Below are 22,041 nucleotides of genomic sequence, written 5' to 3'. Positions count from 1 at the left end.
GGCCCGTTTTGCATGGTGGCGGCTAGTGTGCGCCACCCCCTCCGCCGCCTGCACCAAATGGCGGACGGGCAAACCATACCAGCACCAGCAGAATCACAAACACCCCCGCAGACGCCCAGAAAATCTCATTGGCTGAAATAATCAGGCCCTGATTAGTGATCTCCCGCGCAATCCACGCAGACGCCTGCTGGTGGCTCATGCCCATGCCTTCCAGCTGCGCATACATCTCCTGCGAATTCTGGTTGTAAGGATTGACGGATTCGCTCAGATAGCTGTGATGCATCGACTCGCGGTTGGTCCACAGGGTCGTGGTAATAGAGGTTCCGATCGATCCTGCCAGCGTACGCACAAAGTTAGAGAGGCTGGAGGCTGCGGCGAGGCGCTCCGGCGGCAGTCCCGACAGCGTAATGGTGGTCAGCGGCATAAAGAAACAGGCCACGGCAAAGCCCTGAATAAACTGCGGCCAGGCGGATGCGCCGAAGTCCATGCCGGGTTCAAAGGTGTAAGCGCGCCAGTAAAAACAGACGGCGTACATAATAAAGCTAAAGGTCACCAGCCGGCGCATATCGAGCTTGTGGGCGAACCGGCCAATAATGGGTGAGAGGATCACCGGAATAATCCCGACCGGGGCAGATGCCAGTCCGGCCCAGGTAGCGGTATAGCCGTAGACCTCCTGCAGCAGCTGCGGCAACAGCACAATGGAGCCGAAGTAGAGCATGTAGGCCAGGCTTATCGACAGACAGCCAATGGTGAAGTTGCGCATTTTAAACAGCGACAGGTCAACGATCGGATGATCGTCCGTCAGCTCCCACACCAGCAGCACCGCCAGCGCCACCACGGCGACCACCGCCAGCACGATAATCTCTGTCGAGCTGAACCAGTCGAGCTCCTTACCGCGATCCAGCATCACCTGCAGCGCGCCGATGCCCACCACCAGCAGCACCAGACCGACAATATCGATCGGGCGGATCTCGGTTTTGGTTTCACGACCGCGCAGCGTCTGCAGCGTCAGCATCACCACCACGATGCCAATCGGCACGTTGATAAAGAAGATCCAGCCCCAGTGATAGTTATCGCTGATCCAGCCGCCCAGGATCGGGCCGCAGATTGGCGCAACGATCACCGTCATCGCCCACAGCGACAGGGCAATACTGCGTTTAGCCGGGGGATAGTTACTCAGCAGCAGGCTTTGCGATAGCGGGATCAGCGGACCGGCCACAATTCCCTGCAGAATACGGAAAAAGATCAGCATCTCCAGGCTTTCTGACATGCCACACGCCCAGGAGGCGAGCGCAAACAGAATGGTTGCCCAGGTGAAAAGCTTCACTTCACCGATGCGCTTTGCCAGCCAGCCGGTAATTGGGATCGAGATGGCGTTAGCCACCCCGAACGAGGTGATAACCCAGGTGCCCTGTGAATTTGACGCGCCCAGATTACCGGCAATGGTCGGGATCGCCACGTTGGCGATAGTTGAGTCGAGCACCTGCATGAATGTCGCCAGCGACAGGGCGATAGTCATCAGAACAAGTGGCGCGCCCTCAAGCGGTTTTTGTGCCATAACAGTCTCCGGCGGATCAGCCCGCGTTGGCACGAACGATAGCGGTAATCATCTGGTTGACCGGCGCAAGATCAATCGCCAGCGCGTTGCTCTCATAGGCGGCCTGCGGACGAACGGCGCCTGCCAGCACTGCACCCTCTTTGTTCTGCGTATCAACCTTCACCAGAGTCGAGAGTCCGATGCGCAGCGGATGCGCCGCCACTTCATCCGGGTTCAGTTCAATACGCACCGGCAGGCGCTGTACGACTTTGATCCAGTTGCCGGTAGCGTTTTGTGCGGGCAGCAGCGAGAAGGCGCTGCCGGTTCCCATATCGAGCCCCGCGACCTTGCCGTGATAGACCACATCATCACCATAGATATCGCTGACTACAGTTGCAGACTGGCCGATGCGAACGCCGGCAAGCTGCGTCTCTTTAAAATTGGCATCTACCCACAGGTTAGTGGCGGGCACTACGGCCAGCAGCGGGGTGGTGGTGGAGATTTGCGAGCCGACCTGCACGCTGCGGCGTGAAACATAGCCATCAATCGGGCTGCGTATATCGGTACGCTGCAGATTAAGCCAGGCGTCGCGCAGGGCAGCGGCGCTCTGCTGCACCGCAGGCTGATTTTCCAGACCGGTATTCAGGATCATCGCCTGGTTGGCATTATATTGCTGCACAGCCACGTCAAGCTGCGCTTTGGCGGTCGCAACGGCGTCGCGCGCGTGCTGCAGCTCTTCGCGGCCAATCAGATTGGAGGCACCCAGCGGTTCGCGGCGCTTCAGGTCGGCTTCTGCCTGCTCCAGTGCCGTCTGCTGCAGCTTGATCGTGGCCTGATACTGCCTGCCGTTGATCATCAGCTGGTGCGTCTGGCGGACGCTGGTGGCCAGCGCAGTTTGCGCTTTTTCAAAAGCCTGCTGCGCATCGGTTTTGTCCAGTGAGACCAGCACGTCACCTTTTTTGACGCGATCGGTATCATCAAACCATACTTTGTTAACGCTGCCGGAAACCTGCGCCATCACCTGCACCTGATTGCCTGCTACATAGGCATCATCAGTCTCCTGAAAATGACGCAGTACCAGATACCAGTAAGTCAGATAGCCAATACCGGCCACAATAAACACGACAGCCAGCAGGATCAGCGCAATTTTACGCTTCTTCTTCTTGTTTGCAGGCTGTTGCGGGCTTTGAGCTTCCGCTGTCGCACTCATGTCGTTCTCCACGTTTGCCATAAGTCGGGGTGTGCTGATCCATCAACACGGTAACCCGAATCGAAAAAGCCAGCGCAAAAGGCGCTGGCCAGATAAAGGAAAATTAAAATAGCGATTTCGGCAGGGGGTTGTGTCGCACTTCTTGCTATTAGCGAGAGAGTGAGGCGATAACCTGATCTTCGTCCATTTTGTCCAGACGGTTAAGCAGCTTGCGCGTGATGGCTTCCAGCTGCTCCTGCTCGGTGGCGCTCAGTGACGACCAGAGATACTGCAGGCTCTGGTGCTGGGGCGGCAGCAGCTGACGCAGAAACTCGTTGCCTTTTTCCGTCAGATGCAGATGCAGGCAGCGGCGATCGTTGTCGCTTTCACGGCGTTCGATCCAGCCGCGCTTTTCCAGTTCATCCGCGATGCGCGTGGCGTTGGTGCGTGAAGAGCCCAGTGCCGCACTCAGTTCTGATGGCTGAATGCTCTGGTTTTCCTGCGCATCCAGCGTGATCAGCGCCATAAATAAGGTTTCGTTAATTCCCTGTGCCTTGAGCATCTTGTTGCGATTATCCAGCAGCTTGCCCTGCATATGCATACACAGGCGGGTCAGGATAATTTCCTGCAGCGGAAAATCTTTATGACGATTTGCCCGGACGTTCAGCATCTGCTCAATGGGAGTAAACGAACTTTCCATCTAAAAAAACCTCTTGATTGCAACGTAGAATTATCACATTCAGCGCGCTAACCGCTTCGCTGTGGAATAATTTCGAGAGTAAAAATAACTACAGTGAATAAGTACACTGCTAACGATATCAAACTCACCTGTTAATGGACAGCGCCGCTTACCGATTTACGCTGTTTTTCTTGCTCAGGCAGGCTCTGCGCTGGCGTTACGCCACCAGATTATCAGATTAAGCAGCGTCGCCAGGGCACCCGCCGCACAGACGCCATACCAGCCAAACAGATGAAAGGCGTTGGCCGAGATCACCGAGCCGAGCGCCCCACCGGTAAAATAGCTGGTCATATAGCCGGATGTCAGGCGATTACGCGCTTCAGGCATAGTGCGATAGATAACGCTTTGGTTGGTGATATGTACGCCCTGAACCGCCAGATCCAGCAGCACAATGCCGGCAATCAGCGCCAGCAGGCTGCTGCTGCCGAGTGCGGTAACGCCCCAGGAGATCAGCATGATCACCAGTCCGGCGCTGGTGGTGAGTTTTGCTTTGCCCCGGTCTGCCAGTCCGCCCGCCTGACGCGCCGCAAGCGCGCCTGCAGCTCCTGCCAGACCCAGCAGGCCGATCTCGCCCTCGCTGAAATTCCACGGCGGTGCAGCGAGTAGAAAGGCCATTGAAGTCCAGAGCATGCTGAAGTTTGCAAAACTCAGGCAGCCGGTCAGCGCCCGGGTACGTAACACCCGATCGGCGCTGAACAGGGAGAAAATTGAGCGCAGCAGCTGCAGGTAGTTAAGCGGCACGCGCTGCTGGTAGCGCGGCAGATAGCGCCACAGCGCCAGCGCCATCAGGATCATCAGCACGCTGGCGCACCAGTAAACGCTGCGCCATCCGGCAACCTGAGCCAGCGCGCCGGCAACGGTACGCGCCAGTAAAATGCCCAGCAGCAGGCCACTCATGACCGTACCTACCACTTTGCCACGCTTTTCCGGAGCAGCCAGCGTGGCCGCCAGCGGCACCAGAAGCTGTGCCACCACTGAGAAGAGACCGGTCACCACCGTACCCAGCAGCATCAGCGACAGCGAAGAGGAGAGGGCGGTCAGCATCATGCCGCCCGCCGCCAGCAGGCTCATTGAAACAATCAGAGCACGGCGTTCCAGCATATCGCCCAGCGGCACCAGCAGCAGCAATCCGCAGGCGTAGCCAAGCTGCGCAGTGGTGACGATAAAGCCCGCTACGCTGACAGAGAGACCAAACTGATGCGCAATCGTATCGAGCAGCGGCTGCACGTAATAGTTACTGGCCACCGCCAGCCCTGTCGCGACTGACATCAGCGCGACTAATGGGGCACTGAGGCGTGCCGGGGATGAACTCATGAGCGGATACACAGTGAAATAAACATATGTGAATAATAGTAACCGAAAAAATTATTTCACAGTTGTGATAATTAACAGGACGTACCAGTACGTTATAGCGCACGCTGCGCTGACTTTTGCCGTGCGGGAAGAAGATAGCACCACAGAGGCTCTCTTGTGGTGCGTAAAACAGACTGTGCGCCGCTAGAAATCCCAGTCCTCATCTTCCGTTTCCACGGCCTTGCCCATGACATAGGAGGAGCCGGAGCCGGAGAAGAAGTCGTGGTTTTCATCTGCGTTCGGCGACAATGCCGCCAGTATTGCCGGGTTGACTGCTGCTATCTCCGCCGGAAACAGCGCTTCATAGCCCAGATTCATCAGCGCTTTATTAGCGTTGTAGTGCAGAAAGGCTTTTACCTCTTCCGCCCAGCCCGATTCCCCATACAGCGCATCGGTATAAGCCAGTTCGTTTTCATACAGCTCCAGCAGCAGATCGATAGCGAACTGCTGCAGCGCCTCACGCCGCGCGGCATCGGCGTGCTGCAGCGCCTGCTGATATTTATAGCCAATATAGTAACCATGAACCGCCTCATCGCGGATGATCAGGCGGATCAGATCGGCGGTGTTAGTCAGCTTGCCCCGGCTGGACCAGTACATCGGCAACCAGAAGCCGGAATAAAACAGAAACGACTCCAGGAAAACGCTGGCGATCTTTTTCTTCAGCGGATCGTCCGCCTGATAGTGCGCCAGAATGATCTGCGCCTTTTTCTGCAGCGCGGCGTTCTCTTCGCTCCAGCGGTAGGCAGCGTCAACGTCTGCCGTGTTGCATAGCGTGGAGAAAACCGAGCTGTAGGAGCGGGCGTGTACCGCCTCCATAAAGCTGATATTTGACAGCACCGCTTCTTCGTGCGGCGTGGCGGCGTCCGGCATCAGGCCCGGTGCGCCCACGACATTCTGAATCGTATCGAGCAGCGTCAGGCCGGTAAATACGCGGATAGTCAGCTGCTGCTGCGCCGGTGCCAGCGCCTGCCACGCAGGCAGATCGTTGGAAAGCGGCACTTTTTCCGGCAGCCAGAAATTACTGGTGAGACGGTTCCAGACCTCAAGATCTTTATCATCCTGCAGGCGATTCCAGTTAATCGCCTGAATAGCATTAAGTTTCATCATAACTTTACAGGGCGCAGGAGACGCAGCCCTCAACCTCCGTGCCTTGTAGCGCCATCTGACGCAGGCGAATGTAATAGAGCGTTTTAATGCCCTTTTTCCAGGCGTAAATCTGCGCTTTGTTGATATCGCGCGTGGTAACGTCGTCGCGGAAAAACAGCGTCAGCGACAATCCCTGATCGACATGCCGGGTTGCTTCCGCATAGGTATCGATAATCGCCTCAGGGCCAATCTGGTAGGCATCCTGATAAAATGCCTGGTTTTCATTGGTCATAAACGGCGCCGGATAATAGACGCGTCCGGTTTTACCCTCTTTACGGATCTCAATGCGCGATACAATCGGATGAATACTTGAGGTGGCGTGGTTGATGTAGGAGATAGAACCGGTTGGCGGGATCGCCTGCAGGTTCTGGTTAAACAGCCCGTGCTGCATCACCGCCGACCGCAGCGCCTGCCAGTCAGCCTGCGTCGGCAGGACAAGACCGGCATCGTCAAATAGCTGCGCAATGCGCGCGGTGCGCGGCTGCCAGCTGCACGTAATATATTTATCGAAGTACTCTCCGCTGGCGTAGTGCGACTGCTCAAACCCGTCAAAGCTGCGCTGACGCTCCCGGGCCAGCTGGTTTGAGGTACGCAGTGCGTGAAACGTGACGCAGTAAAAGTAGAGGTTGGTGAAATCCAACGCCTCTTCTGAACCGTAGGCGATACCTTCCCGCGCCAGATAGCCGTGCAGATTCATCTGCCCGAGGCCAATGGCGTGTGAACGGCGATTGCCTTCGGCGACGGACGGCACCGAAGCGATCTCGCTCATCTCTGACACGGCGGTAAGCGCCCGCACGGCCACCGCCACGGTGCGGGGGAGATCGCGGGAATCCATCGCGTGCGCGATATTCAGCGAGCCGAGGTTACAGGAGATATCTTTGCCCGTGCGCCGGTAGCTGAGATCCTCATTCAGTTCGCTGGCGCTGTTGACCTGCAAAATCTCTGAGCAGAGGTTGCTCATATTAATGCGCCCGGCAATCGGATTACTGCGGTTAACGCTATCCTCATACATGATATAGGGGTAGCCCGACTCAAACTGGATCTCTGCCAGCGTCTGGAAAAAGTCGCGCGGGTTGATATAGGTTTTGCGGATGCGTTCGTCCGCCAGCATCGCGTCATAGTGCTCGCTGATGCTGATATCGCCGAACGCTTTGCCATAGATGCGCTCAACGTCATACGGCGAAAACAGCGCCATATCCCGGTTCTCTTTTGCCAGCTGAAAAGTGATATCCGGGATCGTTACGCCCAGCGAGAGCGTTTTAATGCGGATTTTTTCATCCGCGTTTTCACGTTTGGTATCGAGGAAGCGCAGAATATCGGGATGATGGGCGTTCAGCCAGACCGCACCGGCCCCCTGACGCGCGCCCAGCTGATTAGCGTAAGAGAACGCATCCTCCAGCATCTTCATGACCGGGATCACGCCCGATGACTGGTTTTCGATACGCTTGATCGGCGCTCCCGCTTCGCGCAGGTTAGAAAGCAGAAACGCCACGCCGCCGCCGCGTTTAGAGAGCTGCAGAGCAGAGTTCACCGCGCGGCCAATCGACTCCATATTATCTTCAATACGCAGCAGGAAGCAGGAGACCAGCTCACCGCGCTGCTGCTTGCCGCAGTTCAGAAACGTAGGTGTGGCGGGCTGGAAACGGCCGCTCAGGATCTCTGTCAGCAGCGCTCGCGCCTGCTGCTCATCGCCACGCGCCAGCGTCAGCGCCACCATGCAGGCGCGCTGGGTGAAGGTCTCCAGGTAACGTTTGCCATCAAAGGTTTTCAGCGTATAGCTGGTGTAAAACTTCCAGGCACCGAGGAAGGTGTGAAAGCGGTGATCCTGCACATCCGCTTCATCATGCAGGGCGCAGAGAAAGCGAAAGTCATACTGATTCAGGACGCTGGCTTCGTAGTAGCCTTCCTCAACCAGATAGCGCAGCCGCTCAGCAGCGGAGCTGAAGGTCAGCGTATTGGGCTGAACGTGCTGCAGGAAAAACTGCCGCGCCGCTTCGCGATCTTTTTCAAACTGAATATGACCCGCTGTGTCATACAGATTCAGCATCGCGTTCAGCGCGTGGTAATCGAGCTGCGTGCTGTTCAGGGTGTCTGCTGTTGCCAAAATTGGGTTACTCCTGCTTTAACCTGCGCAATGTCTTCCGGCGTGCCCATCATTTCAAAGCGATAAAGGCAGGGCACCTGACATTTACGCGCAATGATGTCGCCTGCCAGGCAGAAACCGCTGCCGAAATTGCGGTTGCCGGCGGCAATGACGCCGCGGATGCCGCGACGATTTGCGCTGTCGTTAAGAAACTGAATCACCTGGCGCGGGACGGCACCCTGCACACCGCCGCCGCCATAGCTCGGCACCACCAGAATATAGGGGTGGTCAACCTGCAGCCGCTGGTTAGCCTCTGCAGGAATGCGGTGCGCCGGCAGCGCCAGGCGGGTAATAAACCTGTGGGTGTTTTCTGACCGGCTGGAAAAATAGACCAGCGGATACATGGCGCTATTCACTTACCGCAGCGGAGTGCCGCAGCGCAGCAATTTTATCCGGACGGAAACCGCTCCAGCTGTCGTCCGGCGTCATGACAACCGGCACCTGGCGGTATCCCAGCGCTTTAAGTTCTCCGAGCGCTTCCGGCTCAGTATCAAGGTTGATGAGCTGGTACGTCATACCGCAGCGGTCCAGCGCATTTTTAGTGGTATCACACTGGACACAGTTACTCTTGGTGTAAATAATAATGCTCATGATTCGCATTTCCTTTTCGTGACAGGAAGATAGCTGCTGCTGCCAGGCGCAACCGGGCATAAATCAATATGTAGCGTCTTTTTGATAATTAGATACTAGATGTGGTGCTTATGGCGGTCAACCCGATAACTGAAGGGGTATTGCTCTGGCAGTGAGACAACTCAGGCAGGCTGCGCTTTTGGCAATAGAAAAAATTTTTCTGGTCGCTGAAAGGCAAAAAAAAGCCCTGCATCAGCAGGGCTTTTTCAGAATCATGTGCCGGTTAGCGGCGGGACACCAGCAGTGCACCCAGAACCAGGCCTACGGCGGCACCCAGTCCTACGCCATGCCACGGCTTATCGCGTACGTAGGCGTCAACCTGATAGCCTGCATCGCGCGCCGCCTGGGAAACTGAACTATTGCCGTTCATTTTCGCGCGGGTCTGCTTCAGCAATTTTTGCGCCTTGTCGCGCGCGCTGTCGACTTCATCTTTGGCGTCGCTGCCGTAAGACTTAAGCAACGCTTCCAGCGAATCAGCCAGATCGTTTACATCCTGATTGATATCAATGTCATCGTTTTTAGTGGTTCGATTAAACATTTTTCGCTCCCTTTGATTTAAAACGTAATACTAAGTGTAGACGATACGTGATTAAACGCAGCGCTATGCCAGGCTTTAGGGAAAATCCGAATGTCTGTACCCCAGGTCTGTTGTAAGGTTGCGGGGCTGTGAGAAGAGAGGAGCAAGCATGTATTTACGTCCGGATGAGGTTGCGCGCGTACTGGAAAAAGCAGGATTCGAAATGGATGTTCTGACGCCAAAAACCTATGGTTACCGTCGTGGTGAAAACTACGTCTATGTTAACCGTGAGGCGCGTCTGGGACGCACGGCGCTGGTGATCCATCCTACGCTGAAAGAGAAAAGCCAGCACTTTGCTGAGCCCGCCTCAGAGATGAAAACCTGCGATCACTACACGCAATTCCCTCTCTACCTGATGGGTGATTCACAGGAGCATTACGGTATTCCCCACGGTTTCAGTTCCCGTGTTGCGCTGGAGCGCTATCTGCAGGGCGTGTTTGGCGCCTGATTTTTTGCCCCGTTAACGCGGGGCTCTCCTGGCCTGCACCATCCCCGGTTTCTGCCACGTTGCAAAACGCAGCGCGGATGCGTATAACTCTGTATCCATATAGAAGTTTAGACGTCCATATGGATTATCAGTATGCAAAGCGCGAATACCCCTCCGCAGGAAAGTTTTAAACGCACGATGAAAGTGCGGCACCTGGTGATGCTGTCGCTGGGTGGCGTCATCGGCACCGGCCTGTTTTTCAATACCGGCTATATCATCTCAACCACCGGTGCAGCGGGCACGCTGCTGGCCTATCTGATTGGCGCGCTGGTGGTCTGGCTGGTGATGGCCTGCCTGGGCGAGCTGGCGGTAGCGATGCCGGAAACCGGCGCGTTTCACGTCTATGCCGCACGTTATCTGAGCCCGGCCACGGGCTATACCGTCGCCTGGCTCTACTGGCTCACCTGGACCGTGGCGCTGGGGTCGAGCCTGACCGCGGCCGGTTTCTGTATGCAGTACTGGTTCCCGACGGTGCCGGTCTGGCTCTGGTGCCTGGTGTTCTGCCTGGCTATCTATCTGCTGAATATCATCTCGACGCGCTTTTTTGCCGAAGGTGAGTTCTGGTTCTCAGTCATTAAAGTGGTCACCATCATCGCCTTTATTGTGCTGGGCGGCGCCGCGATGTTTGGCTTTATCCCGCTGAAAGATGGCTCTGCCGCGCCTGGCCTGCATAACCTGACGGCGTCAGGCTGGCTACCGCACGGCACGCTGCCGATTCTGATGACCATGGTGGCGGTAAACTTTGCGTTTTCCGGTACTGAACTGATTGGGATTGCAGCAGGGGAGACCGAGGATCCGCAGAAAGCGCTGCCGCTGGCTATCCGTACTACCGTCGCGCGCCTGATTATCTTTTTTGTCGGCACGGTGTTTGTGCTGGCGGCACTTATCCCGATGGACCAGGCGGGCATCGTCAAAAGCCCGTTTGTTCTGGTGTTTGAAAAAATCGGTATTCCCTGGTCGGCTGACATCTTCAATTTTGTGATTCTCACGGCGATCCTCTCCGCCGCTAACTCCGGCCTCTATGCCTCCGGACGCATGCTCTGGTCGCTGGCGAATGAAAATACGCTGCCGCGCTGTTTTGCGCGCGTGAACCGGCGCGGTATTCCGGTGCTGGCGATCACCATCAGCATGCTGGGGGGCCTGCTGGCGCTCTTCTCCAGCGTGATCGCGCCGGATACGGTATTTGTGGCGCTGTCGGCGATCTCCGGTTTTGCCGTGGTGGCCGTCTGGCTCAGCATCTGCGCCTCGCACTACGTTTTCCGCCGGCGCTACGTGCGTGCAGGCAAAGATATCAGACAGCTCGCCTGGCGCGCGCCATTCTATCCGGTGGTGCCGGTGCTGGGGTTTGTGCTCTGCCTGCTGGCGTGCGTGGGCCTGGCCTTCGATCCGTCGCAGCGCATTGCGCTCTGGTGCGGTATTCCGTTTGTACTGCTCTGTTATGCTGCTTACTATGTTACCCGGCGACGTAAACCCCTTAAGACGCAGGAGAGCAACCATGCCGCGTAACCCGATTGCTGAAGCACTCACCCAGACCCGTCCGCTGATCCTTGATGGCGCACTGGCCACCGAGCTGGAGGCGCGCGGCTGCGATCTGGCAGATTCCCTCTGGTCAGCAAAGGTGCTGATGGAGCAGCCGGAACTGATTTATGCCGTGCACCGCGACTACTTTGCTGCCGGCGCGCAGGTAGCGATCACCGCCAGCTATCAGGCAACGCCGCGCGGTTTTGCCGCGCGCGGTCTGGAAAGCGGCAAGGCGGGCGAGCTGATTCGCCTGAGCGTGACGCTGGCGCAGCGTGCACGCGATGATTATCGCGCCGCTTCCGGCACCACGGCGCCGCTGCTGGTTGCCGGTTCAGTGGGGCCGTGGGGCGCCTATCTGGCAAACGGGGCCGAATATCGCGGCGATTACGCGCTGCCGCCGGAAGAGATGAAAGATTTCCACCGGCCGCGCGTGGCGGCGCTGCTGGAAGCGGGTGTCGACCTGCTGGCGTGTGAAACGCTGCCGTCGTTTGGTGAAGCGCAGGCGCTGATCGCGCTGCTGGCTGAATTTCCGCAAAGCAGCGCGTGGTTTTCGTTTACGCTGCGTGATGCAGAGCATATCAGCGACGGCACGCCGCTTGAGAGCGTGATGAAGGTGATTAACGCGGCACCGCAGGTGGTGGCGGTGGGGATCAACTGTATCGCGCTGGAGAGCGTCACGCCGGCGCTGCGGACGCTGCAGGCGCTGACGCAGAAGCCGCTGCTGGTCTACCCTAACTCGGGCGAGCAGTATGATGCAGAGAGTAAAAGCTGGCACTCGGCACCCTCTGGCTGCACGCTGCAGGAGAAGTTCAGCGAATGGCAGCAGGCGGGTGCGCAGCTGATTGGCGGCTGCTGCCGGACGTCGCCTGAGGATATCCGGGCAATTGCTGCCTGTTGTCAACGCTGAATAAGCACAAAAAAAGCACACTGATAGCGCGATTGTCGTCAGTGAAAAGCCAGAGAGCACGGTTTACACTGTGCTCTCTGACTCTGATGCGGATCTGCTATGAACCTGCGACACACTCTTCCCGCCTGCGCGCTGCTGCTAAGCGGCTGCGCCACTATTGTCGGTACAGACATGCAGCCGGTAAAAATTGACTCCATTCCGCAAGGCGCCCGCTTTACGGTACAGGATGAGACCGGGCGCGCGGTGGCGCAGGGCTACACGCCCCAGACCGTAGACCTGGCAAAATCAAACGGCAGTTACTTCGGCAAAAAACATTATCAGGTCATGCTGGAAAGCCCGGGCTATGTCCCGCTGACGCTGCCCATTGAGGCGAGTGCCAATCTCTGGTACGTGCTGGGAAATATTCCGCTGCTCGGCTTCCCGGGCTGGCTGTTAGTCGATCCGTTCTATGGCGGGATGTATACCCTGAAGCCGGATCATCCGCAGCCGGTACTGAACGTAACAGGCGCGCGCGGCCGCTAGCCCCCGCGGGTTCGTGGGGGGCGCATTCATGCGCTCCTGGCAGATTCCCGGCAACGTCGGCCAGGGCGCCATTAATGGCGTCCCTACGAAGGGTTCAGGTGCCGTAGGGGGCGCATTAATGCGCCCCTGCAAACCTGTAACATTCGCTGCTTACTGGGCGGTGGGCTTGACCATGGCGTTGCCGGGTTTATGCTGGGCGAGATACTGCTGCTGAAAAATACACATGCGGATGGTGTTACGGTATTCACCGTTGATAAAAAATTCATGCTTCAGCACGCCTTCGACTTCGAAGCCCAGCTTACTGTAGATATGAATCGCTTTCTCATTCTCCTGATCAACAATCAGATAGAGCTTGTAGAGATTCAGCACGGAAAAACCGTAATCCATTGCCAGCCGCGCCGCCTTGCTGGCTAAGCCTTTCCCCTGATGCCCCGGCGCGATGATGATCTGAAACTCCGCGCGGCGGTGCACATGGTTAATCTCCACCAGCTCGACCAGTCCCGCTTTTTCCTCTTCATACTCGACCACAAAGCGTCGTTCGGTCTGATCGTGAATATGCTTGTCATAGAGGTCGGAGAGCTCAACAAACGCCTCATAAGGCTCTTCAAACCAGTAGCGCATTACGCTGGCATTATTATCCAGCTGATGAACAAAATGCAGATCTTCCCGTTCCAGAGGACGTAATTTCACCGTCATAACAGTTCCTGAATTTTTAGTGGAGTGCGCCTGAATACGAGGTGCGCATAAATGCGCACCCTGCAGATGTGATGCAGGCATATGCGACCCGGGACCCGTGCGCCGTTAGCCCACGATCCGTCCCTGCGCCATATGCGCCGCGCGGTCGCACATATGATCGATAACGTCCGGATCGTGGCTGACCAGCACCATGGTCAGCCCGTCGTTCTGTTTGAGATCGTTCAGCAGGTTGAGGATCTCCGCCTGGACTGACATATCCAGCGCCGATGTCGGTTCATCCAGCAGCAGGATTTTAGGTTCCAGCAGCAGCGCGCGCACAATCGCCACGCGCTGGCGCTGTCCGCCCGAGAGCTGATGCGGATAGCGGTTCGCCAGCGCCGGATCGAGACCGACGTGACGAAAGCCTGCGTCGATGCGGTCATCGATATTATCGCGCTTTAACAATTTCAGCGGCTCCGCCAGCGTGCGGCGCAGGCGATGGCGCGGATGCAGCGAGGCATACGGATCCTGAAACACCATCTGCACATCGCGTCGCAGCTGGCCGGTAAAGGCTTTGCCCGGCTGGACTGCCGTCTGCGCCAGCGTCATCTCGCCCTGCCAGTGCGGATTCAGACCGGCCAGCACCCACAGCAGCGACGATTTGCCGCAGCCTGAGGGGCCAACCAGACCAAAACACTCACCGGCAGCGACCTGCAGGGAGACGTCGTGCACCACGGTACGCAGCTCATAGCCGTGCTTATGGGCAACGCTCAGGTTTGATAACTCAATCATTCTCTCTCTCCAGCGCGGCGCGATCCAGCACCGGCAGACGTTCGCCGTGCGTCGCCTTACCGGGACGACAGGCCCACAGCGTGCGGGTATAGGGGTGGGTAGCATGAGAGAGCTGTGCGGCAGGCAGCGTATCAAGCAGCCGGCCCTTATACATCACCATCACCCGTTCGCAGTGCTCTGAGACCTGCTGCAGATCGTGACTGATCAGCAGCAGCCCCATATTACGCTGCTCAACCAGCCGGCGGATCAGCGCCAGCACCTGATCGCGCATGGCGTGATCGAGCGCGGAGGTTGGCTCGTCGGCAATCAGCAGTTCCGGATCGGTAATCAGCGCAATCGCCAGCATCACGCGCTGACCCATGCCGCCGGAGAGCTGGTGCGGATAGCGTTTCATCAGCTGACGCGGTTCAGGCAGGCCAACGGCAGCCAGCATCTCACACACTTTCTCGCGTCGTTCAGCGCGGCTCAGCTTGCGATGTAAAATCAGCGGCTCTTCCACCTGCCAGCCGATGGTGCGCGTCGGGTTGAGCGCATATTTCGGGTCCTGCATCACCATCGCTACTTTTCCGCCGCGCAGCGTGATCCAGTCACGCTCCTGCAGACGCTGAGCATCAGCACCGGCAATCTGCAGACGTTCAGCCTGCAGCTGCAGGGAAGGGGAGAGCAGGCCCATCAGCGAGCGTGCGGTAAGCGATTTGCCGGAGCCGGACTCACCGACCAGCGCCACGCGTTCGCGGCCAATCTGAAAGCTGATGTTATCCACCAGCAGCGCGTCGCCGCTGCGGATGCTCAGCCCGCGGGCATCAATCAATAACTCATTTGGCATGGCGGGTATCCAGTCGATCGCGCAGGCCGTCGCCTGTCAGGTTAAACGCCAGGCTGGCGAACAGAATCGCAGCGCCGGGCGCAGCCGCCACCCACCACTGATCGAAAATCACTTTACTCCCTTCGGCAACCATCGAGCCCCACTCGGCAGTAGGGGGCTGTACGCCCATACCGAGGAAGCCGAGACCGGCAGCGGAGAGAATAATACCGCCGAGGCTGAGCGCAGCACGCACGACGGCAGTCGGCAGGCAGAGCGGCAGAATATGGCCGAACATCAGCCGCAGGCCGGTGATACCCTGCATGCGCGCGGCGGCAAGATAGTCGCTGCGGCGCAGCGCCAGCGTCTCTGCACGCGCCTGGCGGGCAAACGGCGGCCAGCTGGTCAGCGCCAGCGCCAGCGCGCCGTTCATCAGGCCCGGACCGAGCATGGCGACCAGCGCCAGCGCAATCACCAGGTTCGGCAGCGACAGGAAAATATCGGTAATGCGCATCAGCACGCGCTCGGTCCAGCCGCCCACGTAACCGGCGGTAATACCAATCAGTAATCCCACCGGGATCGTCAGCACCAGGATCAGCGACACCAGCAGCAGCGTCGGGCGCGCGCCGTAAATCACGCGCGACAGCAGATCGCGGCCAAAGCCGTCGGTGCCAAACCAGTGCAGCGCGGAGGGCGGCAGCAGGCGCTGGTTGATGGTCTGCACATTCGGATCAAACGGAGCCAGCCAGGGTGCCAGCAGCGCCATCACAATCAGAATGACCACCAGCGTCAGGCCGATGGAGAGGGAAGTCACGCGCGCCCGACGACGACGCGGACGCACGCTTTCCAGTTCGTGAAGTTGTTGAGTCATCGGGTTCTCGGATCGGTTAACCAGGTCAGGGCGTCAGCCACGGCGTTAAGCAGAATAAAGCAGCCGCCAATCAGCAGCGTGGCGCCAAGGATAGCCGGCACATCCGCTGAGAACAGGGCGTTGGTCATATAGCGGCCCACGCCCGGCCACGCGAATACGGTCTCTGTCAGCACCGAGCCTTCCAGCAGCGTGGCATAGGAGAGCGCAATGACGGTGATCAGCGTACCGGTGACGTTGGGCAGAATATGACGCAGCAGGATGCGCGTGCGGCCTGCGCCTTTTGCACGTGCCAGCACCACATACTCTTTGCTGCTCTCTTCAAGCAGTGCCGCACGCAGCAGACGGGTAATGCCCGCCATCGCCAGCAGACCGAGGATCACGACCGGCAGCCAGAGGTGCGCAATCGCGTTACGGAACATCTCCGGATCGCCGGAGAGCCAGCTGTCGATCAGCACAAAGCCGGTTTTGGGCTCCAGCGTATAGACCCAGATATCATCCAGCTGACCCGGTCCGGCGGACCAGTGCAGCACCGCGTAGAACAGCAGCAGACCCAGCAGCCCAAGCCAGAACACCGGCACCGAATAGCCCAGCAGCGAAATAAAGCGCGCCACGTTGTCGATAACACTGCCTGGCTTCCACGCGGCCAGCAGCGCCAGCGCCACGCCAGACACGGCGGCAAAGATCATCGCGCAGGTGGCCAGCTCAATCGTAGCCGGAAAGGTACGCAGCAGATCGGCGCTAACCGGCTGATTCGTCAGATGAGAGAGACCCAAATCGCCGCGCGCGAGGTGGCTGATATAGCGCCAGAACTGCACCAGCACCGGCTGGTCAAGTCCGAGATCGTGCCGCACCTGCGCGTAGGTCGCTTCGCTGGCGTGATCGCCGGCAATCTGCTGCACCGGATCGACCGGTGAGAGGTGCGACAGCATAAAGGTAAACGCCAGCAGCCCGAGCAGCGTCACCAGCAGCGAGAGCAGGCTGGTGACAAGGCGGCTGCCGCGCTGCCAGAGTGACCGGGCGAACCCGGTCTGTGAAGCAGATACGGACATTATTTAGAGACCTGCGCGTAATAGACCATATCGGGGTTAATACCCTGCACATAGCCTTTCAGATTGTCGCGCAGCGCAACCAGATTACGCGCCTGCAGGCCAATCACGTACGGAGAGTTTTTCAGCACTTCGCGCTGCATCGCCTGGTACAGCTCTGCGCGTTTGTTGCTGTCCGCTTCCGCTGTGGCAGCCAGCGTCTGCTTGCTCAGCTCCGGAATGTGCCAGTCAGAGCGGTAGGCGATGGTTTTGCTGCCATCTTCCGGGTTATAGGCAAATGAGGCGGCGTTGGTGTTGGGATCGAAATAATCGGCACCCCAGGCGTTCAGCGTCGCCTCAAACTGATGCGCTTTAACACGCGTTGAGACTTCAGAGCTGAGGCCCGGCTGAACCTCAACTTTCACCCCGCCCTTCGCAAAGCTGCCCTGCAGCGCCTGAGCGATATCAAGATAAGGCGGCTGGTTGCTGGTGGAGAGCGTAAAGCTCACATTGGTCAGGCCCGCTTTCTTCAGAATCGCTCTGGCTTTTTCCGGATCGTAGCTGTATGGCGTTTCATTCAGCGCGCCTGAGAAGCCTTTTGGCAGGAAGGTCTGATGCACTTCAAACTGCCCTTTCAGCAGGTTATCGGCAATGCCTTTATAATCAAACAGGTAGCGTGCCGCTTCCCACAGCGCCGGGTTTTTCAGCACCGGATCTTTGCCGACGTTAAACTGAATGTAATAGAGCGAAGCCATCGGAATCGCGTCAGTTTTGACGCCCGCCTTGCCTTTTAGCGCGGCAATCTGGTCAGCGCCCAGGTTACGTGCGATATCCACATCACCCTGTTCCAGCAGCAAGCGGCGCGCCGCAGGCTCCGGTACGTTTTTGATCAGAATGTTCTTCAGCTTCGGCGCGCCGGCGGGAGAAGAGGGGTTTGCCGTCAGCAGAACCGCTTCATGCAGCACGACTTTGCGGATCTGATACGGGCCGCTGCCGGCAGAGTGAGTGCCCAGCCACGCATGACCGAAATCACCGTTTTTCGCATTAGCCTGCGCCGTTTTTTCATCGATGATAGAAGAGACCGGTGCCGAGAGCAGGCTCAGCACATAGGCCGGGCTGACGTTAGCGTTCCAGCTGATCTGTACGTGCTGGTCATCCACCTTTTTCAGGAAGCTATCAACGTTATCTTTATTCCAGCCGAGCTGCGTCAGAATAAAAGAGGGATCAAGATTGAGTTTAACCACGCGACCCAGTGAAAAGATCACATCTTCCGGGCGCAGCGGGTTGCCGCTGGCAAAGGTCGCATCTTTACGCAGCTCAAACGTCAGGCTGCGGTTATCGCTGCCCGGCTGCCATGAGGTCGCCAGCGTCGGTTTCAGGTCGGTCGGGTTTTGCGGATCGGACTGAACCAGGCGCTGATAGATGTTGGTGAATGACTGTACCGTGGTGAGTTCAAAGCCCTGCGCCGGATCGAAGCTGTCAGCATCATCGGTAGACTGTGCAATCACCAGCGTATCTTTGGGTGTGACAGCGTGCGCAGAGAAGGCGGCCACCAGCGACAGCGCCAGCAGTGAGGGAATAATTGTTTTCATGTTGTTTCCTTGCCTTAAAAAAGTAACGCGAGTTTACGAGAGCGTACCAGTGAAGAATAGTCTATTTATGGCTATGCATATGCTTTTAGGTTCTAAGCCCGGCGGTTCTGTTATAAGGGTTATGGCCGCTAATAACCAGCATAGTACGCATCAGATACGCTTTTTCAGAAATGTTTCAGCCCCGGCTTTTCTCCCGATGAATGAAACGACTGTCACAGATTGTGAATAGCTTGCTCAACCAAACGGCAACAACATTTAGATAAAACGCTCATACGCTATATTCATCTTTACTTCATTTAGCGAGTAAATATAATAACGGCAATTAATTATCTGGAGGATCCTGTTGAACAGTCAACCTTATCGATGGCGATATAAGGCAAGCTGACGCACGGATTTTTTCCCTGCTGCTTGCCACTCTGGCGGCGGCACCTTCTGCATTTCTGCAGAATGCTCCCGTACACGCAATGCTGATAAAAAATACAGGCTCACGGGAGTCATTATGTCTATGATATACAACGCGCTATTTCCACCGCCCCGATGCGCACGCTGATCCTCAGCGTGCACCTGTCTGCTGCGCGTTAAACCTGACTTCGCATTTTCAGTCAGACATTACGCCATACAAATTCACTGGCTCACTTTTATCTGGTGCGGGATCGTCACGCTTTTTATTAATTAAAAGCGCGTCATCTTTTTGCCCGATAATTGCGGGTTCAGCGTGCTGATTAATTATCAGGCTCTCTGTTTATTATGCGTCTGGCGCAGGATAGCGCTTGCCTGAATAACACCATCGGGGTGTCACATGAACAATATGAAATATAATCTGCAGCGGAATAACCGGAAAAAGGATCTGCAGTCGCCGCGTTACCGTATTGAACAGGAAGCAGGCTTTACTGCGGATGAAACGCTGGTACGGCTGTGCAGTCAGGCTACCGGCCTGACCGAAGAAGAAGCTGCGGCACGCCTGCGCCGCTATGGCCCTAACGATGCCCGGCATATTGACGCGCCACCGGCGCTGCTGCAGCTGCTGCAGGCGTTCAGCAATCCATTTATCTATGTGCTGATGGCGCTGGCCGCGGTGAGTTTTTTTACTGACTACTGGATCCCGCGGCGGCGGGGTGAAGAGAGCGATCTGACCGGTATCGCAATCATCCTCACCATGGTCACGCTGAGCGGACTGCTGCGCTTCTGGCAGGAGTTTCGCACCAATAAAGCGGCGCAGGCGCTGAAATCGATGGTGCGCACCACCGCAACGGTGGTACGACGCTCCTCGCTGCAGGCGTCGCCGGTACGCAGGGAAGTGGATATCGCGGATCTGGTGCCGGGGGACATCATCTGCCTTTCCGCGGGCGATCTGGTGCCGGCCGATCTCCGCCTGCTGGAGTCGCGCGATCTGTTTATCAGTCAGGCGATCCTGACCGGCGAGTCGCTGCCGGTAGAAAAATATGACGTCACCGGCCATGTCACCAGTAAAGCGGCGGGCGGATGCGAACAGAGCGCGTCGCTGCTTGAGTCAGGCAGCATCTGCCTGATGGGCACCAGCGTGGCCAGCGGCTGCGCAAAAGGGGTGGTGGTCGCCACCGGCAGCGATACCTATTTCGGCACGCTGGCAACATCGCTTACCGGTAAACGCAGCCAGACGGCGTTCGATCGCGGGGTAAACAGCGTCAGCTGGCTGCTGATCCGCTTTATGCTGGTGATGGTGCCGGTGGTATTGCTGCTTAACGGCTTCACTAAAGGCGACTGGCTGGAAGCCTCTCTGTTTGCGCTGGCGGTCGCGGTGGGTCTGACGCCGGAGATGCTGCCGATGATCGTCAGCGCTAATCTGGCAAAAGGGGCTATCGCCATGTCGCGGCGTAAGGTGATTGTGAAACGCCTGAAAGCGATTCAGAACCTGGGCGCGATGGATGTGCTGTGTACGGACAAAACCGGCACGCTGACGCAGGACAACATTACGCTGGCTCAGCACGTCGACTGCGCCGGTGTGGAGAACAGCCGCGTGCTGATGCTGAGCTGGCTGAACAGCCTTTACCAGAGCAGCACCGCTAACCCGATGGATCGCGCCATTCTGCACTATGGCGGCGCGCGCATGGGCAGCGCTGTGCATGACGCGTGGAGCAAAATTGATGAGCTGCCGTTTGATTTTGTCCGGCGGCGCGTATCGGTCGTGGTACACAATCGCCGGCTTAACCAGCAGCTGCTGATCTGCAAAGGGGCCGTCGAAGAGATGCTCAGCGTTGCAGTCGCAGAGCGCGAAGGCAGGCTGATCCAGCCGCTGGATGAGGTCCGGCGTGCGGAACTGCTGGCGCTGGCGCATGAATATAATCAGCAGGGGTTTCGTGTGCTGCTGGTGGCAAGCCGCGAACTGAAAGAGCCGGGTCTGCAGCAGGCGCTGAACGTCGCGGATGAGCAGAACCTTATTATAGAAGGGCTGCTGACGTTTCTCGATCCGCCCAAAGCCAGCGCCGCCCCGGCGGTCAGCGCGCTGCGCGATAACGGCGTCGCGGTAAAAGTCCTGACCGGAGATAACCCGGTGGTGACCGCACGTATCTGTGCAGAGGTGGGCATTGGCAGCGGAGCAATCGTAACCGGTGAACAGCTGGCGCAGATGAGCGACGGGCAGCTGGCCTATACCGTCCGGGAGAGTGCGGTGTTTGCCAGACTCACGCCGCTGCAAAAGTCGCGCATTGTCACGGCGCTGCAGCAGCAGGGGCATACCGTGGGCTTTCTGGGTGACGGCATTAATGATGCTCCGGCGCTGCGCGCGGCCGATGTCGGGATTTCCGTAGACAGCGCAGCGGATATCGCCAAAGAGTCCTCCGATATTATCCTGCTGGAGAAAGATCTGCTGGTGCTGGAGGAGGGGATCATCAAAGGACGCGAAACCTTCGGCAACATCATCAAGTACCTGAACATGACCGCCAGCTCTAACTTTGGCAATGTGTTTTCGGTGCTGGTGGCCAGCGCGTTTATTCCGTTTCTGCCGATGCTGGCGATCCACCTGCTGATTCAGAATCTGATGTATGACATCTCACAGCTGGCGATGCCGTGGGACAAACTGGACAAAGAGTTTCTGCAGAAGCCGCGTAAGTGGGACGCGCGCAATATTAAGCGGTTTATGCTGTGGATCGGGCCGACCTCCTCCCTGTTCGACATCACCACTTTTGCGCTGATGTGGTATGTGTTTGCCGCGAATACGCCAGAGGTGCAGTCGCTGTTTCAGTCGGGCTGGTTCGTTGAGGGACTGCTGTCGCAGACGCTGGTAGTGCATATGCTGCGCACCCGCAAAATTCCGTTTATTCAGAGCCGCGCTGCACTGCCGGTCATGCTGGCCTCCGCCGGCGTCATGATCGCCGGGATGCTGCTGCCGTTCTCGTCGCTGGGGGCCAGCGTCGGACTGTCGCCGCTGCCGTGGTCCTACTTTCCGTGGCTGGTGGCAACCCTGGCCGGCTACTGCCTGGTAGCGCAGGGCATGAAAACCCTCTACATCAGACGTTTTGGTCAGTGGTTCTGACCTGCAGGAGGAGCGATGAAAA

Annotated in this window: 20 protein-coding genes; 5 read left to right on the top strand and 15 right to left on the bottom strand. The window is 57.7% G+C overall.

Going from position 1 to position 22,041, the window contains the following annotated elements; genetic code table 11:
* Nucleotides 1–22: 22 nt before the first annotated feature.
* From emrB to LAC65_RS12220, 9 genes are all read right to left on the bottom strand, one after another.
* On the bottom strand, nucleotides 23–1,558 hold the full coding sequence (emrB, locus tag LAC65_RS12260) for a multidrug efflux MFS transporter permease subunit EmrB (protein WP_039379775.1): 1,536 nt from the start codon (nucleotides 1,556–1,558) through the stop codon (nucleotides 23–25).
* Between the two features lie 16 nt (nucleotides 1,559–1,574).
* Nucleotides 1,575–2,747, bottom strand: a complete 1,173-nt coding sequence (emrA, locus tag LAC65_RS12255) for a multidrug efflux MFS transporter periplasmic adaptor subunit EmrA (RefSeq protein WP_039379773.1) — start codon at nucleotides 2,745–2,747, stop codon at nucleotides 1,575–1,577.
* Between the two features lie 148 nt (nucleotides 2,748–2,895).
* The gene (gene mprA, locus LAC65_RS12250; protein WP_039379772.1) at nucleotides 2,896–3,426 is read right to left on the bottom strand and encodes a transcriptional repressor MprA; all 531 of its coding nucleotides are present in this window, start codon (nucleotides 3,424–3,426) and stop codon (nucleotides 2,896–2,898) included.
* A 174-nt stretch (nucleotides 3,427–3,600) separates the two neighbouring features.
* On the bottom strand, nucleotides 3,601–4,779 hold the full coding sequence (locus LAC65_RS12245; RefSeq protein ID WP_039379770.1) for an MFS transporter: 1,179 nt from the start codon (nucleotides 4,777–4,779) through the stop codon (nucleotides 3,601–3,603).
* Between the two features lie 183 nt (nucleotides 4,780–4,962).
* Entirely contained in the window at nucleotides 4,963–5,922 is a 960-nt protein-coding gene (gene nrdF, locus LAC65_RS12240) for a class 1b ribonucleoside-diphosphate reductase subunit beta (protein WP_039385618.1), read from the bottom strand.
* A 7-nt stretch (nucleotides 5,923–5,929) separates the two neighbouring features.
* Complete coding sequence (nrdE, locus tag LAC65_RS12235; RefSeq protein WP_039385617.1) at nucleotides 5,930–8,011, bottom strand: class 1b ribonucleoside-diphosphate reductase subunit alpha; 2,082 nt, start codon at nucleotides 8,009–8,011, stop codon at nucleotides 5,930–5,932.
* 35 nt (nucleotides 8,012–8,046) lie between these two features.
* Nucleotides 8,047–8,451 (bottom strand): class Ib ribonucleoside-diphosphate reductase assembly flavoprotein NrdI, encoded by a 405-nt coding sequence (gene nrdI, locus LAC65_RS12230; protein ID WP_039379768.1) that lies wholly within the window; start codon nucleotides 8,449–8,451, stop codon nucleotides 8,047–8,049.
* A gap of 4 nt (nucleotides 8,452–8,455) precedes the next feature.
* Entirely contained in the window at nucleotides 8,456–8,698 is a 243-nt protein-coding gene (nrdH, locus tag LAC65_RS12225; RefSeq protein WP_039379766.1) for a glutaredoxin-like protein NrdH, read from the bottom strand.
* 262 nt (nucleotides 8,699–8,960) lie between these two features.
* A complete protein-coding gene (locus LAC65_RS12220) occupies nucleotides 8,961–9,275 on the bottom strand; it encodes a DUF883 family protein (protein WP_039379764.1) in 315 nt (104 codons plus the stop codon).
* A gap of 148 nt (nucleotides 9,276–9,423) precedes the next feature.
* Here LAC65_RS12220 and LAC65_RS12215 point away from each other — a divergent pair, with 148 nt between their 5' ends.
* The 4 genes from LAC65_RS12215 to LAC65_RS12200 all read left to right on the top strand — a co-directional run bounded on the left by LAC65_RS12215 (nucleotide 9,424) and on the right by LAC65_RS12200 (nucleotide 12,751).
* Complete coding sequence (locus LAC65_RS12215; protein ID WP_039379762.1) at nucleotides 9,424–9,762, top strand: DUF2002 family protein; 339 nt, start codon at nucleotides 9,424–9,426, stop codon at nucleotides 9,760–9,762.
* 132 nt (nucleotides 9,763–9,894) lie between these two features.
* Nucleotides 9,895–11,307 carry an S-methylmethionine permease gene (gene mmuP / locus LAC65_RS12210; RefSeq protein WP_039379760.1) on the top strand — a complete coding sequence of 471 codons (1,413 nt, stop codon included), beginning with the start codon at nucleotides 9,895–9,897 and terminating at the stop codon, nucleotides 11,305–11,307.
* Entirely contained in the window at nucleotides 11,297–12,229 is a 933-nt protein-coding gene (mmuM, locus tag LAC65_RS12205; RefSeq protein ID WP_039379758.1) for a homocysteine S-methyltransferase, read from the top strand. Before mmuP ends, mmuM begins: the two co-directional genes overlap by 11 nt.
* Before the next feature lie 99 nt (nucleotides 12,230–12,328).
* A complete protein-coding gene (locus LAC65_RS12200; RefSeq protein ID WP_039379756.1) occupies nucleotides 12,329–12,751 on the top strand; it encodes a hypothetical protein in 423 nt (140 codons plus the stop codon).
* 150 nt (nucleotides 12,752–12,901) lie between these two features.
* Here the strand turns inward: LAC65_RS12200 and speG are convergent, their stop codons facing one another.
* The 6 genes from speG to LAC65_RS12170 form a co-directional block, all read right to left on the bottom strand.
* Nucleotides 12,902–13,447, bottom strand: a complete 546-nt coding sequence (speG, locus tag LAC65_RS12195; protein WP_039379754.1) for a spermidine N1-acetyltransferase — start codon at nucleotides 13,445–13,447, stop codon at nucleotides 12,902–12,904.
* 105 nt (nucleotides 13,448–13,552) lie between these two features.
* The gene (locus LAC65_RS12190; RefSeq protein WP_039379752.1) at nucleotides 13,553–14,218 is read right to left on the bottom strand and encodes an ABC transporter ATP-binding protein; all 666 of its coding nucleotides are present in this window, start codon (nucleotides 14,216–14,218) and stop codon (nucleotides 13,553–13,555) included.
* Nucleotides 14,211–15,044, bottom strand: a complete 834-nt coding sequence (locus LAC65_RS12185; protein ID WP_039379750.1) for an ABC transporter ATP-binding protein — start codon at nucleotides 15,042–15,044, stop codon at nucleotides 14,211–14,213. Before LAC65_RS12185 ends, LAC65_RS12190 begins: the two co-directional genes overlap by 8 nt.
* Nucleotides 15,034–15,891 (bottom strand): ABC transporter permease, encoded by an 858-nt coding sequence (locus LAC65_RS12180; RefSeq protein ID WP_039379748.1) that lies wholly within the window; start codon nucleotides 15,889–15,891, stop codon nucleotides 15,034–15,036. Before LAC65_RS12180 ends, LAC65_RS12185 begins: the two co-directional genes overlap by 11 nt.
* Nucleotides 15,888–16,940 (bottom strand): ABC transporter permease, encoded by a 1,053-nt coding sequence (locus tag LAC65_RS12175; RefSeq protein WP_203025764.1) that lies wholly within the window; start codon nucleotides 16,938–16,940, stop codon nucleotides 15,888–15,890. Before LAC65_RS12175 ends, LAC65_RS12180 begins: the two co-directional genes overlap by 4 nt.
* A complete protein-coding gene (locus tag LAC65_RS12170) occupies nucleotides 16,940–18,508 on the bottom strand; it encodes an ABC transporter substrate-binding protein (RefSeq protein ID WP_039379745.1) in 1,569 nt (522 codons plus the stop codon). The genes LAC65_RS12175 and LAC65_RS12170 overlap by 1 nt, the downstream gene beginning before the upstream one ends.
* A 799-nt stretch (nucleotides 18,509–19,307) precedes the next feature.
* Between LAC65_RS12170 and mgtA the strand changes: the two genes are divergently transcribed.
* Nucleotides 19,308–22,019: a magnesium-translocating P-type ATPase gene (gene mgtA / locus LAC65_RS12165; protein ID WP_039379743.1), complete on the top strand. Its 2,712-nt coding sequence runs from the start codon at nucleotides 19,308–19,310 to the stop codon at nucleotides 22,017–22,019.
* Nucleotides 22,020–22,041: the final 22 nt, after the last annotated feature.

Source organism: Pantoea eucrina, assembly GCF_020079945.1.
GTDB classification, from domain to species: domain Bacteria; phylum Pseudomonadota; class Gammaproteobacteria; order Enterobacterales; family Enterobacteriaceae; genus Pantoea; species Pantoea eucrina.
The sequence above is the reverse complement of the archived record's forward strand: the minus strand, read 5'-3'. Positions and strand labels throughout refer to the sequence as shown.

Coding starts and splice junctions, on each gene's coding strand:
- emrB (WP_039379775.1), bottom strand. CDS start 1,558: ATGGCACAAAAACCGCTTGAGGGCGCGCCACTTGTTCTGATGACTATC.
- emrA (WP_039379773.1), bottom strand. CDS start 2,747: ATGAGTGCGACAGCGGAAGCTCAAAGCCCGCAACAGCCTGCAAACAAG.
- mprA (WP_039379772.1), bottom strand. CDS start 3,426: ATGGAAAGTTCGTTTACTCCCATTGAGCAGATGCTGAACGTCCGGGCA.
- LAC65_RS12245 (WP_039379770.1), bottom strand. CDS start 4,779: ATGAGTTCATCCCCGGCACGCCTCAGTGCCCCATTAGTCGCGCTGATG.
- nrdF (WP_039385618.1), bottom strand. CDS start 5,922: ATGAAACTTAATGCTATTCAGGCGATTAACTGGAATCGCCTGCAGGAT.
- nrdE (WP_039385617.1), bottom strand. CDS start 8,011: ATGCTGAATCTGTATGACACAGCGGGTCATATTCAGTTTGAAAAAGAT.
- nrdI (WP_039379768.1), bottom strand. CDS start 8,451: ATGTATCCGCTGGTCTATTTTTCCAGCCGGTCAGAAAACACCCACAGG.
- nrdH (WP_039379766.1), bottom strand. CDS start 8,698: ATGAGCATTATTATTTACACCAAGAGTAACTGTGTCCAGTGTGATACC.
- LAC65_RS12220 (WP_039379764.1), bottom strand. CDS start 9,275: ATGTTTAATCGAACCACTAAAAACGATGACATTGATATCAATCAGGAT.
- LAC65_RS12215 (WP_039379762.1), top strand. CDS start 9,424: ATGTATTTACGTCCGGATGAGGTTGCGCGCGTACTGGAAAAAGCAGGA.
- mmuP (WP_039379760.1), top strand. CDS start 9,895: ATGCAAAGCGCGAATACCCCTCCGCAGGAAAGTTTTAAACGCACGATG.
- mmuM (WP_039379758.1), top strand. CDS start 11,297: ATGCCGCGTAACCCGATTGCTGAAGCACTCACCCAGACCCGTCCGCTG.
- LAC65_RS12200 (WP_039379756.1), top strand. CDS start 12,329: ATGAACCTGCGACACACTCTTCCCGCCTGCGCGCTGCTGCTAAGCGGC.
- speG (WP_039379754.1), bottom strand. CDS start 13,447: ATGACGGTGAAATTACGTCCTCTGGAACGGGAAGATCTGCATTTTGTT.
- LAC65_RS12190 (WP_039379752.1), bottom strand. CDS start 14,218: ATGATTGAGTTATCAAACCTGAGCGTTGCCCATAAGCACGGCTATGAG.
- LAC65_RS12185 (WP_039379750.1), bottom strand. CDS start 15,044: ATGCCAAATGAGTTATTGATTGATGCCCGCGGGCTGAGCATCCGCAGC.
- LAC65_RS12180 (WP_039379748.1), bottom strand. CDS start 15,891: ATGACTCAACAACTTCACGAACTGGAAAGCGTGCGTCCGCGTCGTCGT.
- LAC65_RS12175 (WP_203025764.1), bottom strand. CDS start 16,940: ATGTCCGTATCTGCTTCACAGACCGGGTTCGCCCGGTCACTCTGGCAG.
- LAC65_RS12170 (WP_039379745.1), bottom strand. CDS start 18,508: ATGAAAACAATTATTCCCTCACTGCTGGCGCTGTCGCTGGTGGCCGCC.
- mgtA (WP_039379743.1), top strand. CDS start 19,308: ATGAACAATATGAAATATAATCTGCAGCGGAATAACCGGAAAAAGGAT.